At 66.6% G+C, this 18,955-nt stretch carries 21 protein-coding genes; 5 read left to right on the forward strand and 16 right to left on the reverse strand.

Annotated elements, in window-relative coordinates; all coding sequences use genetic code 11:
• Positions 1-24: 24 nt before the first annotated feature.
• The 8 genes from EAT51_RS00095 to grxD all read right to left on the reverse strand — a co-directional run bounded on the left by EAT51_RS00095 (position 25) and on the right by grxD (position 9,333).
• Positions 25-1,290, reverse strand: coding sequence for a PilW family protein (locus EAT51_RS00095; protein WP_425515241.1), 1,266 nt, complete (start codon positions 1,288-1,290; stop codon positions 25-27).
• 38 nt (positions 1,291-1,328) lie between these two features.
• A complete protein-coding gene (gene pilV / locus EAT51_RS00100) occupies positions 1,329-1,820 on the reverse strand; it encodes a type IV pilus modification protein PilV (protein WP_130553886.1) in 492 nt (163 codons plus the stop codon).
• Positions 1,817-2,332 (reverse strand): GspH/FimT family pseudopilin, encoded by a 516-nt coding sequence (locus EAT51_RS00105; RefSeq protein WP_130553887.1) that lies wholly within the window; start codon positions 2,330-2,332, stop codon positions 1,817-1,819. The genes pilV and EAT51_RS00105 overlap by 4 nt, the downstream gene beginning before the upstream one ends.
• Positions 2,333-2,489: 157 nt before the next feature.
• Complete coding sequence (gene ppnN, locus EAT51_RS00110; protein WP_130529070.1) at positions 2,490-3,872, reverse strand: nucleotide 5'-monophosphate nucleosidase PpnN; 1,383 nt, start codon at positions 3,870-3,872, stop codon at positions 2,490-2,492.
• Between the two features lie 141 nt (positions 3,873-4,013).
• Positions 4,014-7,289: a TonB-dependent receptor gene (locus EAT51_RS00115; protein WP_130529069.1), complete on the reverse strand. Its 3,276-nt coding sequence runs from the start codon at positions 7,287-7,289 to the stop codon at positions 4,014-4,016.
• Positions 7,290-7,673: 384 nt separating this feature from the next.
• Positions 7,674-8,273: a MarC family protein gene (locus EAT51_RS00120; RefSeq protein WP_130519900.1), complete on the reverse strand. Its 600-nt coding sequence runs from the start codon at positions 8,271-8,273 to the stop codon at positions 7,674-7,676.
• Complete coding sequence (locus EAT51_RS00125; protein WP_130553888.1) at positions 8,270-9,016, reverse strand: SDR family NAD(P)-dependent oxidoreductase; 747 nt, start codon at positions 9,014-9,016, stop codon at positions 8,270-8,272. Before EAT51_RS00125 ends, EAT51_RS00120 begins: the two co-directional genes overlap by 4 nt.
• Entirely contained in the window at positions 9,013-9,333 is a 321-nt protein-coding gene (grxD, locus tag EAT51_RS00130) for a Grx4 family monothiol glutaredoxin (protein WP_130519896.1), read from the reverse strand. The genes EAT51_RS00125 and grxD overlap by 4 nt, the downstream gene beginning before the upstream one ends.
• 158 nt (positions 9,334-9,491) lie before the next feature.
• Here grxD and EAT51_RS00135 point away from each other — a divergent pair, with 158 nt between their 5' ends.
• On the forward strand, positions 9,492-10,070 hold the full coding sequence (locus EAT51_RS00135) for a superoxide dismutase (RefSeq protein ID WP_130519894.1): 579 nt from the start codon (positions 9,492-9,494) through the stop codon (positions 10,068-10,070).
• Positions 10,071-10,160: 90 nt separating this feature from the next.
• On the opposite strand, the gene EAT51_RS00140 is transcribed toward EAT51_RS00135, so the two are convergent.
• Both EAT51_RS00140 and purE read right to left on the reverse strand, forming a co-directional pair.
• A complete protein-coding gene (locus tag EAT51_RS00140; protein WP_130553889.1) occupies positions 10,161-11,306 on the reverse strand; it encodes a 5-(carboxyamino)imidazole ribonucleotide synthase in 1,146 nt (381 codons plus the stop codon).
• A 34-nt stretch (positions 11,307-11,340) separates the two neighbouring features.
• Positions 11,341-11,844, reverse strand: a complete 504-nt coding sequence (purE, locus tag EAT51_RS00145) for a 5-(carboxyamino)imidazole ribonucleotide mutase (protein WP_130519890.1) — start codon at positions 11,842-11,844, stop codon at positions 11,341-11,343.
• A gap of 58 nt (positions 11,845-11,902) precedes the next feature.
• On the opposite strand from purE, the gene EAT51_RS00150 reads away from it, so the two are divergent.
• The 4 genes from EAT51_RS00150 to EAT51_RS00165 all read left to right on the forward strand — a co-directional run bounded on the left by EAT51_RS00150 (position 11,903) and on the right by EAT51_RS00165 (position 14,554).
• A complete protein-coding gene (locus EAT51_RS00150; RefSeq protein WP_130553890.1) occupies positions 11,903-12,169 on the forward strand; it encodes a Trm112 family protein in 267 nt (88 codons plus the stop codon).
• Positions 12,166-13,029 (forward strand): carboxylating nicotinate-nucleotide diphosphorylase, encoded by an 864-nt coding sequence (gene nadC, locus EAT51_RS00155; RefSeq protein ID WP_130553891.1) that lies wholly within the window; start codon positions 12,166-12,168, stop codon positions 13,027-13,029. Before EAT51_RS00150 ends, nadC begins: the two co-directional genes overlap by 4 nt.
• Positions 13,030-13,113: 84 nt before the next feature.
• Positions 13,114-14,178 carry a DUF2272 domain-containing protein gene (locus tag EAT51_RS00160; RefSeq protein ID WP_130553892.1) on the forward strand — a complete coding sequence of 355 codons (1,065 nt, stop codon included), beginning with the start codon at positions 13,114-13,116 and terminating at the stop codon, positions 14,176-14,178.
• A gap of 43 nt (positions 14,179-14,221) precedes the next feature.
• Positions 14,222-14,554 carry a DUF3301 domain-containing protein gene (locus EAT51_RS00165; RefSeq protein WP_130553893.1) on the forward strand — a complete coding sequence of 111 codons (333 nt, stop codon included), beginning with the start codon at positions 14,222-14,224 and terminating at the stop codon, positions 14,552-14,554.
• Between the two features lie 33 nt (positions 14,555-14,587).
• On the opposite strand, the gene EAT51_RS00170 is transcribed toward EAT51_RS00165, so the two are convergent.
• The 6 genes from EAT51_RS00170 to petA form a co-directional block, all read right to left on the reverse strand.
• On the reverse strand, positions 14,588-14,827 hold the full coding sequence (locus EAT51_RS00170; RefSeq protein ID WP_130553894.1) for a hypothetical protein: 240 nt from the start codon (positions 14,825-14,827) through the stop codon (positions 14,588-14,590).
• 154 nt (positions 14,828-14,981) lie between these two features.
• Complete coding sequence (locus EAT51_RS00175; protein ID WP_130519878.1) at positions 14,982-15,425, reverse strand: ClpXP protease specificity-enhancing factor; 444 nt, start codon at positions 15,423-15,425, stop codon at positions 14,982-14,984.
• Positions 15,426-15,525: 100 nt separating this feature from the next.
• Entirely contained in the window at positions 15,526-16,155 is a 630-nt protein-coding gene (locus EAT51_RS00180; protein WP_130523470.1) for a glutathione S-transferase N-terminal domain-containing protein, read from the reverse strand.
• A gap of 164 nt (positions 16,156-16,319) precedes the next feature.
• Positions 16,320-17,066 (reverse strand): cytochrome c1, encoded by a 747-nt coding sequence (locus EAT51_RS00185; protein ID WP_130519873.1) that lies wholly within the window; start codon positions 17,064-17,066, stop codon positions 16,320-16,322.
• Positions 17,059-18,324, reverse strand: coding sequence for a cytochrome b (locus EAT51_RS00190; protein ID WP_130519871.1), 1,266 nt, complete (start codon positions 18,322-18,324; stop codon positions 17,059-17,061). Before EAT51_RS00190 ends, EAT51_RS00185 begins: the two co-directional genes overlap by 8 nt.
• Positions 18,324-18,944, reverse strand: a complete 621-nt coding sequence (petA, locus tag EAT51_RS00195; protein ID WP_130519869.1) for a ubiquinol-cytochrome c reductase iron-sulfur subunit — start codon at positions 18,942-18,944, stop codon at positions 18,324-18,326. Before petA ends, EAT51_RS00190 begins: the two co-directional genes overlap by 1 nt.
• Positions 18,945-18,955: the final 11 nt, after the last annotated feature.

Here is an 18,955-nt window from a genome sequence, read left to right on the forward strand (position 1 = left end):
GAGCAGGCGGACGCTTCATGATCTTCAATTCCCGAACAAGCGGTTGCGCAGCGCAATGCTTGTCTCGTACGTGTAGCGATAGTTCCCGTCAGTAGGGGCTGTGATACCGACATCGAGAACCCTCAGGCTGGGGTTCTGTTCCGCTGTGGCTCGATCACCAGTCCCGCGAATCAATAGCCCGAGTTGCACACTCCCCACGCGCCGCCAGCGTAAGGCGCTGGCCGCACCAGCGCTGCTATTCGGTAACGGATCGCCGATAGTCGCTGCAGTTGCGGTCTTGTTGATGAACCCGGTCGCCGTTGTTGCGGTGGCCGAAGCAGAGTCCTCCCCGTAGAGTAGTTGCATACTCTCCACGCCCTCAACCATTTCTTCGGAAATCTGCCCGGGCACTCCGCTTGCCGATTGCGTCCAGCGCACCCTGTAGAGCGCGGGCACCTGAGGATTGCTTGGATTGAGTGCCACGTAGTACGCCATGGTCTCCGCCCTGTACAACCATGTCTGATTCGGGGCGTAGGAATAGGTTTCCGCGACGTTGGCATTAGCGCTCGATACCGTGTAGCCAAGCGCACTCTTGTTTAAGCCGCTGATGGCCACGGACATACCGGTATTACTAACCGCCGACCCCTGGAAAACAGAGGTTGCGCCACAGTTGCCGATGGCATACAGACCGGTGTTGCCGGTGCCTGTAGCCACCTTGCTGCTCGTCGTGGCAGCTTCGGTCGGATATCCAATGGTCGATGCGCCAGTGGTTGAAACCACCATGGAACTGAGTGTCGCCTGTATCGGCGACATGTAACGCAGCACGATGATGTCGCTACCAGCGATGGGCTTGGGATCCAAATTAGTGATCAACTCCGCGGGCAGCGCGGGACTCCAATCCCCCGCACTCCCAACGGCGGGCGTTGTCGCGATCGTGCGCGTATCGCCAGGCGCCGTCCCGTTAGCTTCGTAACCTTGAATGGAAACGTCGAACCGCAAAGGGGTCGGCAACGACGACAGGTCGCCTGCCTCGCGCTGAGCCGCATTTGCGAACAGGAGCCGGATATTGCCGCCGGTGATCTTGCCGGTGGAATCCGTGGAGAGCAGGGACTGATCATTGACACAACCGGCGTGTCCCGCCATGCGTATATCGCGTTGGAGGAAGTCCATCGAGAAGCGCGCATTTTCCTGACTGCGGGCGATGCCCTGAGACAACTGATAAGCCGCGCGTGAGGCGCTGAAGATCTGGATGACACCTGCAATAAGGATCAGACCGATCGTCACCGCAATCATCAGTTCGATCAGGGACAAACCCCGCTGACCACTGCCACCTGGAGCATGGGTAGATTTCATATGCGGCTCGTAACCTGAAACGTCGTCTTCTGATTGTCTGGGTCAGCCTCCCAGAAGCTATCGCTCCAATCGATCGTGACTGTCACCGTCCCATTGGGCTGCAGCTCGACTTGGGCTGTGCCATCGGGAAATGCCCTTCGCAATTCGCATTTCCAGCGCGCGATGTTCTCTGCGGGCGTAGCCGAACCACCTATCCATGAGCAGGCATTGCCTGTCCCATCGACACCTGAAAAACTCGATGCCGTGACGCCGTTGTAATACGACGCCTGAGAGCGCTGGGTCCGCATCATGTCGATCAGCTGATAGGCCAGCATCGTGGCGACAGTCCGATCCTGGGCGCTCTTGGTGTAGCGAACATTCATCGTCTGCAACATGGCGAAGCCCAACAGGCCCACACCCAGCACCAACACGGCGATCATCACTTCGATCAGCGTGAAGCCCTGCTGCCCGGAGCGCGCCGCGCCGCAGGGCGAATGCCGCCTGCTCATGGACAAGCCCCTTTCTGCGTACGCACCTGGCCTGTGCCGGTCATCGTGATGGTGCTCCTCAACGTCTTCCCGCTCGGACAAGGATTAGAGGCGATCGTCATGTCTCCGGCGGCGGTGACGGGAACGCCGCGCGCGTCAAAGCGCAAGGGATTGATCCCGACTGTTACGGAGATCGCGGGGGACCCCGCGTAGTAATTGATCACCGTCTCACTGACGTCCAGCAAGCCGTTGCGATTGAGGTCGCCCCAGACAAGCCAGCCGGCGCCCCAATCGTTGCCACAGGCAGTCCCGTTTGCACTCGGGCAGACACCTGCAGCCAAAGTGTTCTTGATCGCTTCGCTGCGCGCCATCGCAATCGCCGCGGTGAACTGGCTAGTCGTCGTTGAAACTCGGCTGGAGCGGATGCTGTTCTGGAAGCTCGGAAACGCGATCGCCGCCAGGATCGCCATCACGGCGACCGTCACCATCAGCTCCAGCAGCGTGAAGCCCCTCGTTTGCGAGCGTCGGCCCATTCCCGGTCCCATCCCCTTTTCGGCAGATGAAGGTTACGGAAGCCGCCGCCGCCCGCCCAGCGTGGCACGATGGGCGGTCGGTTCAGGGAGACGAACGATGCGGATCGTGTCCTTGGGCGCGTTCGCGCACGGCCCAAGGTCGACAGGTGCGCAATCCTCAGGTCACGACCCGATAGCAGGGCTTGTAGTCGCCGGCGATCTTCATGCGGCGCTGGGCGACGAAGGCCTGCAGCAGGTCATCCAGCGCGGCCATGATCTGCGGGTCGCCGTGGATCTCGAAGGGCCCGAACTCCTCGATCCGCCGCATGCCGTCCTCCTTGACGTTGCCGGCGACGATGCCCGAGAAGGCGCGGCGCAGGTCGGCGGCGATGGCGTGCGGTGCGCGCCCATGGTGCAGGTCCAGCTGGGCCATGGCCTCATGGGTGGGCGCGAACGGCTGCTGGAAGGCCAGCGGGATATCGATCGACCAGTTGAAGTAATACGCATCGCGCGCCTCCTTGCGGTGCTCGCGCACCTTGGCGATGCCGGCCTTCATCGCCTGCGCCACGGCGACCGGGTCGCCGATGATGATCTGGTAGCGCGAAGCGGCGGCCTCGCCCAGCGTCAGCCGGATGAAGGTGTCGATCTGCTCGAAGTAAGGCGCGGCCACCACCGGACCGGTCAGCACCAGCGGGAACGGCAGGTGCGCATTCTCTTCGCGCAGCAGGATGCCCAGCAGATACAGGATCTCCTCGGCGGTGCCGACGCCGCCGGGGAAGACGATGATGCCGTGGCCGATGCGGACGAAGGCCTCGAGGCGCTTCTCGATGTCCGGCATGATCACCAGGTGGTTGACGATCGGGTTGGGCGACTCGGCGGCGATGATCCCCGGCTCGGTCACGCCGATGTAGCGCACCTGCTTCTGGCGCTGCTTGGCGTGGGCGATGGTGGCTCCCTTCATCGGGCCCTTCATCGCGCCAGGGCCGCAGCCGGTGCAGATGTCCATGCCGCGCAGGCCCAGCTCGTAGCCCACTTCCTTAGTGTAGAGGTATTCCTCGCGCGAGATCGAGTGGCCGCCCCAGCACACCACCAGGTTGGGCTCCTGCGGCTTGATGATGCGCGCGTTGCGCAGCTGGCCGAACACCGCATCGGTGATGCCGGCCGAGGTCTCCAGGGCGCTCGCGTATTCCTCGCCCAGTTCGATGGCCATGTAAGCCAGGTCGCGCACCACGGCGAACAGCAGCTCGGCCACGCCGCGGATGATCTCGCCATCGACGAAGGCCATCGCCGGCGCGTTGAGCAGCTCGATACGGACACCGCGGTCGCGCTGCAGCACCTGGATGTCGAAGTCGGGGTAGAGATCGCGCGCGGCGCGCGGGTCGTCGGAGGCGCTGCCGCTGGTCAGTACCGCCAGCGCGCAGCGGCGCAGCAGCTCGTGCATGCCGCCGGCCGAGGCGTCACGCAGGCGCGCCACTTCGGTGCGCGACAGGATATCCAGCCCGCCGCGCGGGTAGATGCGGGTGCTCACGACCGGCAGCGCCCGGGTTTCCACTTCACTCATTGCATGTTCCTGCTTGTTCGTCTGTCTTGTCCAGGGACTGTAGCGCAGCCGGCCGATGGCGCATATGTCATGGCCGCGCACAGGAAAACGGCCGGGTTGCCCCGGCCGCTTTCCGTTACGTATCGCTTCGAATTCGATGGATCAGAACTCGTAGCGCAGGCCCACCTGCAGCGACCACTGGGACACACCGACATTGAAGCCGTCGGCGTCGGAGTTGGCAACGGTCGGCGAGCTGGCACCGGTGAAGTTGTACACGTACTTACCGTCCCGACTGATACCCACCAGCGAGGCGACCGAGGCATCGGCGTAGAAGCCGTAATCGTAGATGTTGCCCCACTTCTTGTTCAGCAGATTGCCCACGTTCTGGATGTCCACCCAGACCTCGGCCTTGTTGCCCTTGAAGAAGCCCGGGATCTGCTGGCTCAGACGCAGATCAAAGGTATTGATGAAGCCGGTGCGGAACGCATTGGCCGGGGCGTAGCTGCCCTTGTATGCCGCCAGTTCCGGCTTCGTGGCGAGCCAGTCGTAGAACCGCTTCTCCATCGCCGAATCCACCGCAACCGTACCGTTGGCGTTGAACTTGCCGAAGTACACGTCACCGGTGCCCTTAGGCACGTAGAACAGGTCGTTATAGGTCCGGCTGTCGCCGTTGGCGTCACCGACGAAGACGTAGCTGTACGGACGTCCGCTGCGGCCTTCGTAGACCAGACCCACGCTGGTGTCGTAGTCACCGAAGAACTTGTGCTTCCAGTTCAGCGATCCGGAAATGCGATCCTTGATCTCGTAACGCGAGGTCTGCGAGATGTCCTCGCCGGAATTGAAGCTGTACTGGTAGGTGTAGCCGGAGCTGGCGGTCGAGCTGGTCAGCGGACCGACCTCGGTCGCATGGGTGTAGGTGTAGCCCAAGGTCCAGGACCAGTCGCTGCCCGGGCTCCACGGCTTGGTCAGCGAAGCGGTGAACTGCTGGCTCTTGCCCTTGCTGGTGTTGTCGATCAGGTACACATCGCCGAAGCGGGTGTCGCGGCCGTACTGGTTGTCGGACGTCGCATAGGCGGCGCCGCGCTTGGTCGGGTTCCAGTACAGCGAGCGGCCATCGGGGCCGGTGAAGCCCGGACCCAGGTTGAGGCGGCGGTAGTAGAGCGCATTCTTGACGTCGGTCATGATCAGCTCGGCCGACGCGACCACGCCGTACCACGGCAGCTCGTGGTCGAACGCCAGGTTGGCCTTCCAGATCGACGGCAGCTCGAAGTCCTTCTGCGTGAAGTTGACGCTCATCTGGCAGCCGGTCCGCGAGCTCGGATACGGATTACAGCTACCCGAGCCAGGCTGGTTGTTGCCATCGGGCGAGAAGCGCAGCGTCGGATCGTAGGCGGTCGCCTGCAGCTGAGCGTAGTTGTAGCCGTTGTTGGCGTAGCTGTTGCCGATCCACACCTGGGGCGCGTCGCCCTGGAACAGGCCCACGCCACCGCGCACCTGCATCGGGCGCTCGGAATTGAAGGTGTAGTTGAAACCGAAGCGCGGCTGCACCAGGAAGTCACCGCTGAACACCTGGCTGTTGTCATAGCCGAACACCTGATCGGCCAGCGCGTTGTAACGCGGCTCCGGGCTGACATCCGGCCGATCGCCGCGCACGCCCAGCGTCAGGGTCAGGTTGGGGCTGACGTACCAGGTGTCCTGGATGAACAGGCCCAGGTTGCTGTTCTTGTAGTCGGCGGCGAACGAGCCCGGCGAATACTCGGTGCGATGGTTGTAGGTGGCCCAGCGGCCGTTCTGGAAATTGGTCAGCGCATGGTTGCCGTTGGCATCCGCGGCGCCGGCCCAGAAGGTGTACACGCCCCAGGCCTGCGCGCTGTACAGGTTGTAGATGTCGTTGGTGGCGTAGTCCGCGCCGAACTTCAGGTCGTGGTCGCCCAGCGTCCAGGTGCCCGAGCCGGTGTAGTTCCAGGTCTTGGTGCGCAGGTAGTTGCCCTGCGAGTTGACCTCGGTGCCGAAATACAGCGAGTCGCCGCTGACCCGGGTGCCGTTGGTGGTGGAGGTGGCGTCGCCGAAGAAGATCTGGATGCTCGGCAGGTTGCTCGGCACCACGCGCTCGGCGGTGTAGTCGCGGTAGGAGGCCTTGAACTCGGTGGAGAAGTTGTCGCTCCAGTCGCTGAACAACTGGCCGGTGTAGCTCTCCACGGTCTTGTTGTGCTGGTACCAGTAGGTGCTCAGCGACACGCCGGTGCTGCTGATGCCGTTGATGCGCAGCTTGCTCTGGTCCAGCTTGCTGTAGCGGAAGCTGGCGCGATGCGCGTCGCTGATGTTCCAGTCCAGCTTCAGTGCGTACTCTTCCAGATCGGTGTTGCCGTTGCTGGCCAGCTGGCCCGCGTCGAACCCGTAGACGTTCTGCGCGATGCTCTGCGCCAGCGCCACGTCGGCGTTGGTGATGACGTGGCCGGCCTTGCCCAGCGCGCTGCCGGACAGGTCGCCGCCGGGCGCGTCCTGCTGGAACTTCTCGTAGTTGGCGAAGAAGAACAGCTTGTCCTTGACGATCGGGCCGCCGAAGGTCGCGCCGTAGGTCTTTTCCTTGGTGAAGCCGTTGAACTTGGTGCCGTCCGGGTTGTCGCCGAACCAGTCGCCATCGCGCATGTAGCCGTAGACCGAACCATGGAACTCGTTGGTACCGGACTTGGTCACCGCATTGACGGTCGCACCGGCGGCCGCGGCGATGCTGACGTCGTAGTTGGACAGGTTGACGTCGATGGCCTCGATGGCCTCCATCGACACCGGCTGGCGCCGGGTGGTCATGTTGTTGCCTTCCAGGCCGAAGGTGTCGCTGGCCGAGACGCCGTCGATGTTGATCGAGTTGTAGCGCGGATTCTGGCCGCCGGCCGAGATCGTGCCCGAGGCACGGTCGACGAAGGCCACGCGCGGATCCAGGCGCATGTAGTCCTGGATGTTGCCGTTGATCGAGGGCAGCGCCTGGATGGTCTGCTGGTTGACGCTGGTGCCCGAGCCCATCTTGGTGGCGCTGAACACGTCCGAGCCGCCGCTGTAGCCGATGGCCTGCACCGAACCCAGGTTGGTCACGTCGCCGGTCAGGGCCGCGTCGACGGTGTTGATCTTGTTGAGATCCAGGTAGACGCCGTCTTCGGTCTTGGTGCCTTCGCCGGGCTTGGTGATGGTGATGGTGTACGGGCCACCCACGCGCAGGCCGCGCGCGGTGTAGCGACCGGCGGCATCGGTGGTGGCGTGGCTGACCGTTCCGGATTCCACGTGGGTGATGGTCACCTCGGCGCCGGCGACCGGCGCACCGCCGGAACCGACGACCTGGCCGCCGACGCCGGCGGACGTGGTCTGCGCCATGGCCGGCGCAGCGGCCAGCGCGGCCAGGAGGCCAAGGGCAAGTTTGGAAGTCCGGATACGATGATGTGTCATTGCGCTGCCTCGAAGTTTTGTGGCGGTCAGAAGAAAAATCGTGCCGGCCGGCCATGCTGTGTGGCATGGCTCTCATGGACTTGCTTAGGATGTGGCCCCTGGAACACGCGGCAGGCACGGCAGCCGCGCGTTAACGACAGGTTAACACGGTAAAGGCGCGATGTGACCGGATCGTGACGACTTTTGCGCGCTGCGGCATTCGCGCGGAAGCGGGGGGAGAATCCATTTCCAATCAATGGCTTAAATGGTATTCATGCGGCTGCGCCTGCCGGTCGCCGTCACTTAAATGACATCTTTGGGCGAATAAACGCCTACGGCCCGGACTCGGGGCGGAGCATGAAATACGGACACGGGCTGGCGTCCAATCAGACGCCCCCTCAGGTCTCAACCGCCGCGAAGCGCACCCAGATACGTGCCGATCCCGTCGAGCAGCATCTGCACGGAAATGGCCACCAGCAGCATGCCCATCAGCCGCTCGATCGCGGTCAGCGCGCGCATGCCCAGCCACTTGTAGACCAGCGTGGCCGAGAACAGGATCACCGCCGTCGCCAGCCAGGCCAGCCCCAGGGCCAGGCTCCAACCGAGCAGACGCTCGGGCTCGTTGCTACCCATCAGCATCACCGCGGCCATGCCGGAGGGGCCAGCCACCAGCGGGATGGCCAGCGGCACGATGAAGGGCTCGCCGCCGGGGATCTCGCCCATCAGGCCTTCGGGCCGCGGGAAGATCATGCGGATGCCGATCAGGAACAGCACGATGCCGCCGGCGATCTGCACCGACTCCTGGCGCAGGTGCATCAGTTCCAGGAAGTACTTGCCGCCCCACAGGAACCCCATCAGCACGACCAGCGCGATCAGCAGCTCGCGGATCAGCACGATGCGCTGGCGCTGCGGCGGCAGCGGCCGCAGCACCGACAGGAACACCGGGATATTGCCCAGCGGGTCGAGGATCAGGAACAGCAGCAGCGCTGCGGACAGGATGGTCATGCCAGGGGATTCCAGACCAGGCCGCGCCGGTCGGCGCCGTCTGGAGAAAGCAGGGTCACGCAGTGTGCGGCGTAATGGTCGGCATCGGCCAGCGCCGGATCGGTGTCCTCGGCGTAGGCGCGGGCGCGCAGCATGGTGCGCATCGGCCCGGGCTGCAGCGCGCTGACCCGCACCGGGGTGCTGGCCAGCTCGGCGTGCAGCATCTGCACCAGCGCGGCCAGCCCGTGCTGGGCCACGCCGTAGCCGCCCCAGTAGGCGTGGCCGACGCGGCGCGGATTGTCCAGGGTGAACACCAGCGCGCTGTCCGCCGCACGACGCAGCAGCGGCAGGCAGGCCTGGCTCAGCCACCACGCCGCGGTGAGGTTGACATGGATGGCGCGCGCGAAGGCGGCCGGGTCGGTGTGCTCCAGCGGGGTCAGGCCGCGGAACTCGGCCGCGCAGTGCAGCACCCCGTCGAGGCGGCCGAGGTTGCCCTCGATGCGCTGGGCCAGTTCGGCGTAGTCGTCCGGTGCGGCGCCTTCCAGGTCCAGCGGATAGAGCAGCGGCTCGGGGCCCAGCTGGGCGCAGGCGTCATAGATGCGGGCGAGCTTGGCCGGCCGGCGGCCCAGGAGCACCAGGGTGGCACCGGCCTGCGCGCAGGCGCGGGCACTGGCCTCGCCCAGGCCGCCGTGCGCCCCGCTGATCAGCACCACACGCCCGGCCAGGGACTGCACGGGGCGCACGGGCAGCTGCAGCAGACTCACCGCGGCATGGCCTCGGCGACGATGCGTTCCAGTTCGCCGGACTCGTGCAGTTCCAGAGTGATGTCGCAGCCGCCGATCAGCTCGCCATGGATGAACAACTGCGGGAACGTCGGCCAGTTGGAAAAGCGCGGCAGGTTGGCCCGGATCTCGGGTTCTTCCAGCACGTTGATGGCGCGCAGGTCCACCGCGCCGGCCGATAGCAAAGCCTGGACCGCGCGGCTGGAGAAGCCGCACATCGGGTACTCCGGGGTGCCCTTCATGAAGAGCACCATGGGGTGGCGGTCCAGCTCCGCCTGGATACGTTCCAGCACCGGCATGTTGCGTTCTCCTGCGTTGCCGCACGCCCTTGACGGCATGCGCACCCTCGTCGAGTAAACTGCGCGGCGCTTTCCATCGCCGCTGGTCGGACGCAATTGTAAGCCCTGCGCCCCCGCCCCCGGCATCTGCCAGACACGCCAAGCCAAGAGGAACCGCCATGGCCATCGAGCTCCCCGCCCTGCCCTACGACCGCACCGCACTGGAACCGCACATCTCCGGCGAGACCATCGATTTCCACTACGGCAAGCATCACAAGGCCTATGTGGACAACCTCAACAAGCTGATCGAGGGCACCGAGTTCGCCGACCAGCCGCTGGAGAGCATCATCAAGAAGTCCCAGGGCGGCGTGTTCAACAACGCCGCGCAGGTGTGGAACCACACCTTCTACTGGAACTGCCTGTCGCCCAACGGCGGCGGCGCGCCGAGCGGCAAGCTGGCCGAGCTGATCAACGCGGCCTTCGGCGACTTCGAGAAGTTCAAGGAAGAGTTCACCAAGACCGCCATCGGCACCTTCGGCTCGGGCTGGGGCTGGCTGGTGCAGAAGAAGGACGGCAGCGTCGGCCTGGTGAGCACCTCCAACGCCGCCACGCCGCTGACCGGCGAGGACACCCCGCTGCTGACCATCGATGTGTGGGAGCACGCCTACTACATCGACTATCGCAATGCGCGTCCGAAGTACGTCGAGTCGTTCTGGTCGCTGGTCAACTGGGACTTCGTGGCCAAGAACCTGGCCTGATCCTTCGCTGGCTGTACGAAAAAGGCCGGGGATTCCCGGCCTTTTTCATGGGCGCGTCCAGCGGCAACCGGGACGCGGGAGGCGATCCGCTCAGCTGCGCGCCAAGCGCTCCAGCACCGGCTGCACCTGGGCCTGACGCGACAGCGCCTCACCCGCCCCGGCCAGGGCGACGGACAGGGCCTGTGCGGTATCGGCACGCAGCGTGGCGTGGCCGACCTTGCGGCCCTCGCGCGGCGACTTGCCGTAGTCGTGCCAGTGGCCTCCGGGCTGGTCGAGCACGCCGTTGGCGTCGGGCATCTGCCCCAGCCAGTTGAGCATGCAGGCGTGCCCGCGCATGACCGGTTCGCCCAGCGGCAGGCCCAGCACCGCGCGCAGGTGCGCCTCGAACTGCGAGACCTCCGCGCCTTCGATGGTCCAGTGCCCGGAGTTGTGCACGCGCGGGGCCATTTCGTTGGCCAGCAGCGTCTCGCCCTGGCAGAACAGCTCCAGCGCGAACACCCCGACGTAATCCAGGCGTTCGGCCACGCGCCGCGCATAGTCGACCGCCTGCGTCTGCAGGGCCTGGCTGGCCTGCGCCGGCGCCAGGCTGGCCGACAGCACGCCGCCGACATGCCAGTTCTGGGTCAGCGGGAAGGCCTTGAACGCACCATCGCGGCCGCGCACGGCTACCACCGACACCTCGCGGTCGAAGGCGACGAAGCCCTCCACGATCAGCCCGACGGTGCCGGCCTGCGCGCCCAGCGCGTCCCACGCGGCCTGCGCGTCGGCCGGCGACTTGATCCGGAACTGGCCCTTGCCGTCGTAGCCGAAGCGCCGCGTCTTGAGGATGCAGGGCGTGCCGATCCGTGCCAGCGCCGCCTCCAGCCCCTCGCGCGAGTCGACCGCCGCGAATGCCGGCACCGGAATGCCCAGCTCGCCGAACAGCGTCTTCTCCGACAGCCGGTCCTGCGCCACGCCCAGGGCCTGTGGATTGGGATACACCGGCACCCGCTCGGCCAGCCACTGCGCGCTGGCGGCCGGAACGTTCTCGAAATCGAAGGTCACCACATCGACCTTGGACGCGAACTGCGCCAATGCCGCCTCGTCGTCGAACGCGCCCACCTGCAGCGGCGCGCACTGGCCGGCGCAGGACTCGGCCGACGGGTCCAGGACAAGGAACTTCAGCCCGAGCGGCACGCCCGCCAGCGCGAGCATGCGGGCCAACTGCCCGCCCCCCAGGATCCCCACTGACGTCATGCGCGCCACCGCTGCGGAAGAATGCCCACCGTGCTCATCGCCGCGGATCGTCCTGATCCATGACGTCCTGGGTCTGCTTGGCCCGGAAGGCGTCCAGCGCCTGTGCCACCGCCGGCGCCTCCGGCGCCAGCATCGCCGCGGCGAACAGCGCCGCATTGGCCGCGCCGGCGTTGCCGATGGCGAAGGTCGCCACCGGGATGCCGGCCGGCATCTGCACGATGGACAGCAGCGAGTCCATCCCGTTCAGGGCCTTGGACTGCACCGGCACGCCCAGGACCGGCACGGCGGTCTTGGATGCCAGCATGCCCGGCAGGTGCGCCGCGCCGCCGGCGCCGGCGATGATCGCGCGCAGTCCGCGCGCGGCGGCCTGCTCGGCATAGGAGAACAGCACGTCGGGCGTGCGGTGGGCCGAGACGACCTTCACCTCGTAGGCCACGCCCAGCGCATCGAGCTTCTGCGCGGCGTGCTGCATGGTCTCCCAATCCGAACGCGAGCCCATCACGATGCCCACGCGCGGCGCTGCCAGATCGTCGGTCATTGGCCCTGCCCTGCGACAAAACGATATTCTAGCGATCTTGTTCGCCAACGGACCTTCCATGGACCGCAAACTGCTCGACCTGCTGTGCTGCCCCGTCTCGCGCCAACCGCTGGGCCCGCTCGAGGCCCGCGGCGTGGAGGCGCTGAACCGCGCCATCGCGGCCGGCGCGCTCAAGCGCGTGGACGGCAGCGCCCAGGCCGAACCGCTCAAGGAGGCCCTGGTCACCCGCGACCGCAAGACCGTCTACCGCGTCGAGGACGGCATCCCGGTCCTGCTGCCCGAGGAAGGCATCGCCACCGTCCAGATCGCCGACTTCCCGGCGTGAGCGCCGCCGCGCCGCTGCCGCCGCCCGAGGCGGTGGTCCTGGACGATGTGCGCCGCGCCCTGGCCGAGGACCTCGGCCCGGGCGATGTCACCGCCGCGCTGCTGCCGGACACCGACGATGTCGCCTATCTGCTGTGCAAGCAGGAAGCGGTGATCTGCGGGCGGCCGTGGTTCGACGCCTGCCATCGCCAGCTCGATCCGCAGGTCTCCATCGACTGGCGCGTGGCCGAGGGCCAGCGCATGGCCGCCGGCACCGTGCTGGCCACCCTGCGCGGGCGCGCACGCACGCTGGTCAGCGCCGAGCGCACCTCGCTCAACTTCCTGCAGACCCTGAGCGGCACGGCCACGGTCACCGCGGCCTTCGTCGAGGCCGTGCGCGGCACCGGCGCGCACATCCTGGACACGCGCAAGACCGTGCCGGGCCTGCGCCTGGCGCAGAAGTACGCAGTGCGCTGCGGCGGCGGCGACAACCACCGCATCGGCCTGTTCGACATGGTGATGCTCAAGGAGAACCACGTGCGCGCCGCCGGCGGCATCGCCGCGGCCATGCGCGCGGCCCGCGCCCTGTACCCGCAGCTGCCGCTGGTGGTCGAGGTCGAGTCGCTGGACGAGTTGCGCCAGGCGCTGGAGCAGCCCTGCACCCGGATCATGCTCGACGACTTCAGCCCCGAGCAGCGCCGCGAAGCCGTGCGCATCGCCGCCGGCCGCGTGCCGCTGGAGGTCTCCGGCATGGTCGACCTGGACACCGTGCGCGCCGTGGCGCAGGACGGCGTGGACTGCATCTCCATCGGCGCGCTGACCAAGCATGTGCACGCTGTGGACCTGTCGCTGAAGCTGGGCCCGCCGCCGCACAGCGCTTGATCGGCGTGGGGTTTCACGCGTCCTGGCCTGTGACTCTGCCAGCGTACGTAGTGAGAACTCACCTTCATCAAGGATCCGCAGACGATGCCGTTTCGCTGGACGCGCGTCCTGGCCCTGCTGCTGTTGGGCATCGGCACCCGGGCGCAGGCGATCGAGGTCTGCGACGCCCCGCCGCGCTTCGGCCTGAGCCAGGCCGCGATCGCCATCGTCCGTGCCGCCTGCGAGGAGCACCGGCAGTGGATGCGCCCCTTCATCGACCGTCAGGGCCGACTGGCCTCGTTGCGCGTCACCGAGGCCGAGAGCGGCAACCTGGCCGATCATGGCTTGGTGCCGTGGCAGCGCGTGGCCGGCTATTGGCGCGAGAGCGGCACCCTGTCGCAGGTCGCAGGCGAGCCCGGCGCGGCCAGCTGCTGGGCACCGCCGGGTAATCGCTTCACGGATAACGACTGCCGCGCTTTTCTGATCGATACGCCGTGGTCGGCGGCGTTCGTGTCCTGGGTCATGACGCGGGCCGGCGTCATGAACTTCACCCGATCGCCGCGCCACATCGACTACATCCGCGCGGCATTTCGCGACGGCGCCAGCGGTGGCCCTTATCGCTTCACTGATCCGACGACCGAGAAACCCGCGCCCGGCGATCTGTTGTGCTTCATCCGCAACCGACGGCAGGTGATGGGCTTCGCCGGCCTGAACGCCGCCCTGGCCTCCCGCGCCGGCGTGCCCAACCAATCCCATTGCGACATCGTGGTGGCGGCCAACGTCGGCGGCGACCGCACTCTGCACCTGATCGGCGGCAATGTGCTCAACGCGGTGACCATGCGCCAGCTGGACCTGGACCGCAGCGGCCGCGTGATCCTGCCGCTGCCGCGCGTGAGCGAGGACGGCGGCGATGCCACCGGCCCGGGCGCGGAGTGCACGCCCGCGCAACCCGACCAGTGCAACTTCAACCGTCAGGACTGGGCGGTGCTGCTGAAGCTGCAGGTGGCCGACCCGGCGCCCGCCGCGCCTGCTGCGCCGCCGCCCGTTGATCCGCAGCCCCTGCCGCAGGCCCCGCCTGCGCCGGAGGCGCCGGGCCAAGCCCCGGCCCCGAATGCGCCGCCGGCCGCACCGCCGGTCGAGGCCACGGCGCCCTTGAAAAGCGGCTCGTGATCCACGCCTGCCGCACGGGCCCGCGCACCGCTAAAGTCGCGCCATGACTCCGATCCTCATCCTGATCTTCGGCGCGGCCGTGTTCTTCTGGTGGAACGCCTCGCGCGCCGCGGCCGAACGCGCCACCCAGGTCGGCCGCAACGCCTGCGAGGCGGCCGGCGTGCTGTGGCTGGACCAGAGCGTGCAGGCCACCGGCGTGCGCCTGCGCCGCGGCGAGGACGGCAGGCTGGGGCTGGAGCGCAGCTTCCGCTTCGACTATTCCCACGACGGCGTCGAGCGCCATACCGGCAAGATGGTGCTGCATGGGCAGCGGCTGGTGTCCTTCGTCGGGCCTACGCGCCCGGACAACACCGCGCAGTTCCCCAGCCTGCACTGACGCCGGAACTTCATTCTGCCGGCGCTGCGCGTCTCAACCGCGGCGCGGTGGCTCGCCCTTGAGCACGCAGACCAGCACCAGCAGCGCCGTCGCCACGCCGATGACGATCAGGTGCGCCTGCGTGTGATGGCCACGGCGGAACAGCACGCTCGCGCCGACCACCACGCCCAGGTACAGGACCATCGTCAGCCAGCCCTGCCAGCGGCACGGCAGGCCCCAGCCGAAGCCGAAACGCTTGGCGGGGAACCAGTAGTCGGCGTGTGGATCGGGCATGGCGGCTTCCCGGCGGCAACGGTGCAGGCTTACGGCAAACCATAACTCCGTCATTCCCGCGAGAGCGGGAATCCAGCGCCTTTGGCCTTGCCGCGTGAAAGGCGCTGGGTTCCCGCTTTCGCGGGAACGACGGTAGAGATTTTCTCGGCGCCCCTTACTTCACCACGCGCAGATGCGGGCGCTTGGCCGGCGGCGGCGTCGGTTCGTCCGGGGCCGCGCCATCGGGCGAAGGCGGTTCGTCATCGTCGTGCGGACCCTGCCCGGCGGCGATGTCCTCGGGCAGCGCCATCCCCTGGCCGGTCTCGCGCGCATAGATCGCCAGCACCGCCGAGATCGGCACGTTGACCGGATAGCTCACCCCGCCGAAGCGTGCGCTGAAGCTGACCGTCAGGTTGTCGATGACCAGGTGCGCGACCGCACGCTGGGCGATGTTGAGCACCACCCGGCCTTCCTTGACCGCGCTGGAGGGCACCTGCACCCCGGGCTGGGTCGCATCGACCAGCAGGTGCGGGGTCATGTCGTTGTCGGCGATCCATTCGGCCAGCGCCCGCAGCAGATACGGGCGATGGCTGGTCATCGGGGGCACGTCTTCAGTCATGCCCGCAGTTTAGCCAAGAGCGAGGAACGAGGGGGAGAAGACGGCGGCGCAAGCGCCACCTGCTCATCCACGCCTCAGCGCTTCGGGCTCACTCCTGCCTTCAGGCCGGCAGATCGCGCAGCTTCTTTTCCTGCTCGGTCAGGCTGCGCACGAAGCCCGGATTGCGGAAGATGCGGTTGCCGTAATCCTCGATCGCCTTGCCGTCCTTGGGCAGGCCGACGTCCAGCGACTGCAGGCGCCAGATGATCGGGGCCATGGCGCAGTCGGCCAGGCTCATTTCCGGGTTGAGGAAGAACTTGCTGGCCTTGAACAGCGGCACCGAGGCGGTCAGCAGCTCCTTCAGGCGCTTGCGGCCGGCGTCGGCCTGGGCCTTGTTGCCCAGCTGGATGGCCTGCACCTGCGGCACCCAGTCCACCTCGATGCGCAGCATCGCCAGGCGCAGGCGCGCGCGGGAGAGCGGATCGACCGGCATCAGCGGCGGGTGCGGATAGCGCTCGTCCAGGTACTCGCTGACCACCGAGGCGGCGTACAGCGTCAGGTCGCGCTCGACCAGGGTCGGCACGGAGTGATAGGGGTTGAGGTCGATCAGGTCCTCGGGCGGATTCTGCGGATCGACCGGCACCAGGTCGTAGCTGACGCCTTTGGCGGCCAGCACCAGCCGCACGCGGTGGCACAGCACATCATCCACGGAGGAGAACAGCGTCAGGGTATTTCGCATGCGGGCACTCATCACCTTGTCGGGCTCATCCAGCGGCTGGCATCCACCAGCCACGCCTGTTTCTGCCAGGCTTCCTGCCTGGACACCGCGTCGCGGCATGCCGCGAGACGCGATGAACATGAACATAGCAGGCAGCCGCCGATTTGCGCACCCCTGCTGGAGGTCATGACCCCGCTTTAGTGGACGTCCTTCCAGAACTCCTTCTTCAGCAGGAAGGCCAGGAAGGTCAGCCCCGCCAGGAACAGGATCACCCACACGCCCATGCTCTGGCGCTTGAGCGCGGCCGGCTCGCCGGCGTACTCGAGGAAGTTGGTGATATCGCGCACGGTGCGGTCGAACTCGGCCGGACTCTCGGTCCCGGGCGAGGCCAGCACCAGCGCCTCGACCGGCTTTTCCTTGGTCTGCGGGTCTTCCGGGCCGAACTTGGCGTGCTGCAGGCCCTGCAGCTCCCACAACGGGTTGGGCATGGAGGCGTTGGGGAACAGCTTGTTGTTCCAGCCCAGCGGCCGGCTCTCGTCCAGGTAGAAGGACTTGAGGTAGGTGTAGACCCAGTCCGGGCCGCGCACCCGGGCGATCAGACTCAGGTCCGGCGGCATCTTGCCGAACCACTTGGTCGCCCCGTCGTGCGGCATGGCCACCTGCACCTGCTGCCCCACCGGCGCGCCGGTAAAGTTGAGGTTGGCCATCACCTGGTCCTCGGTCAGGCCCAGGTCCTGGGCCATGCGCGAATAGCGCAGGTACTTGAGCGAGTGGCAGCCCGAGCAGTAGCCCATGAACAGCTTGGCGCCGCGCTGCAGCGAGGCCTTGTCGCTCAGGTCGTTGCCGGCCTGCAGCGTCGCGCCGCCCTCGGCGGCCAGCAGGCCGGTGCTCAGCAGCAGGCCAGCGGCGAAGGCCGCCAGCCGCGGGAGAAGGCGCTTAGTCATGCGTGCTCACCCGGTCGGGCACCGGCTTGGTGCGTTCAAGGCCGAAGAACGTGTACACCCACAGGAAGATGAAGAAGCCGAAGTAGCAGCAGGTCAGTACCCGGCCGATGTAGGTTTCGGTGATGTCCGTGCCGGGGCCCGACCCGATCTTGCCCAGGTAGACGAAGCTGAAGGCGAAGATGCCCAGCGCGATCTTGTAGGCCAGGCCGCGGTAGCGGATCGAGCGCACCTTGCCGCGGTCCAGCCAGGGCACCGTGAACAGGATGGCGATGGCCGAGAACATCACCAGCACGCCGCCGAGCTTGTTGGGCACCACGCGCAACATCGCGTAGTAGGGCGTGTAGTACCAGACCGGCTTGATGTGCTCGGGCGTCACCAGGCGGTTGGCCTCGGTGAAGTTGTCGTGCTCCAGGAACAGGCCACCGAAGGCCGGCGCGAAGAAGATGATGAACGCACCGATCACCAGCAGGAAGCCCACGCCGACCAGGTCCTTGACCGTGTAGTACGGGTGGAACGGGATCGTGTCGATCGGCGCGGTCTTGCTCCAGCGGTTGCCCTTGGGCCCGTGCTTGGTGTCCACGCCCTGCGGGTTGTTGGAGCCGACCTCATGCAGCGCGCCCAGGTGCAGCACCACCAGCAGCAGCAGCACCAGCGGCAGCGCGATCACGTGCAGGGCGAAGAAGCGGTTGAGCGTGGCATCGCTGGGCAGGTAGTCGCCCATGATCCATTCGGTCAGGCCCTGCCCGATCACCGGGATGGCGCCGAACAGCGAGATGATCACCTTGGCGCCCCAGAACGACATCTGGCCCCAGGGCAGCACGTAGCCCATGAAGGCCTCGGCCATCAGCACCAGGTAGATCAGCATGCCTAAGATCCACACCAGCTCGCGCGGCTTCTGGTAGCTGCCGTACATCAGCCCGCGGAACATGTGCAGGTAGACCACAATGAAGAACAGCGAGGCGCCGGTGGAATGCATGTACCGGATCAGCCAGCCCCACTCGACGTCGCGCATGATGTACTCGACCGAGGCAAAGGCCTCGGCCGCGCTGGTCTTGTAGTTCATCGTCAGGAAGATGCCGGTGACGATCTGGTTGACCAGGATCAACAGGGCCAGCGAGCCCATGTAGTACCAGAAGTTGAAGTTCTTCGGCGCGTAGTACTCACTCATGTGCTTGCGGTACATGGGCATCAGCCCGGGCGCCCGCGCCGTGACCCAGTCGAAGACTCCGTTGGCCGCTCGCGTGATGACGTTGGACATCAGGCAGCTCCCTGCGGATCGACGCCGATGATGATGGTGTTGTCGTCCTGGTAGTGATGCGGCGGCACCAGCAGGTTGATCGGCGCCGGCACGCCCTGGAACACGCGCCCGGACATGTCGAAGCGCGACTTGTGGCAGGGGCAGAAGTAGCCGCCCTTCCACTGCGGATCGAACGGCTCGGGCCGGATCTCGGCGATGATCTCCGGCGAGCAGCCCAGGTGCGTGCACAGGCCGACCAGCACCGAGATCTCGGGCTTGATCGACCGGAACTCGGGATTGCCCTTGAGCACGTAGGCCGGCTGCTGGTCCTTGTTGGTGCTCTCCGGATCGCGCAGGCGATCGTCTAGGCTCGGCAGCGCGTCCAGGATCGCCTTGGAGCGCTTGACCACCCAGATCGGCTGGCCGCGCCATTCCAGCACCATGCGCTGGCCTTCCTGCAACCCGGTGATGTCGGCGGTCACCGGTGCGCCGGCGAGCTTGGCCCGGGCGCTTGGATTCCATGACTTGATGAACGGGACGGCCAGAAAGCCCGCACCCACGGCACCGACGACTGCGGTGGTGGCCGTCAGGAACCGGCGGCGCCCCGCATCCACGGGCATTGTGACCTCGTCGTTGGCCATCCCTTACTCCG

The organism is Pseudoxanthomonas winnipegensis, from assembly GCF_004283755.1.
GTDB lineage: Bacteria > Pseudomonadota > Gammaproteobacteria > Xanthomonadales > Xanthomonadaceae > Pseudoxanthomonas_A > Pseudoxanthomonas_A winnipegensis.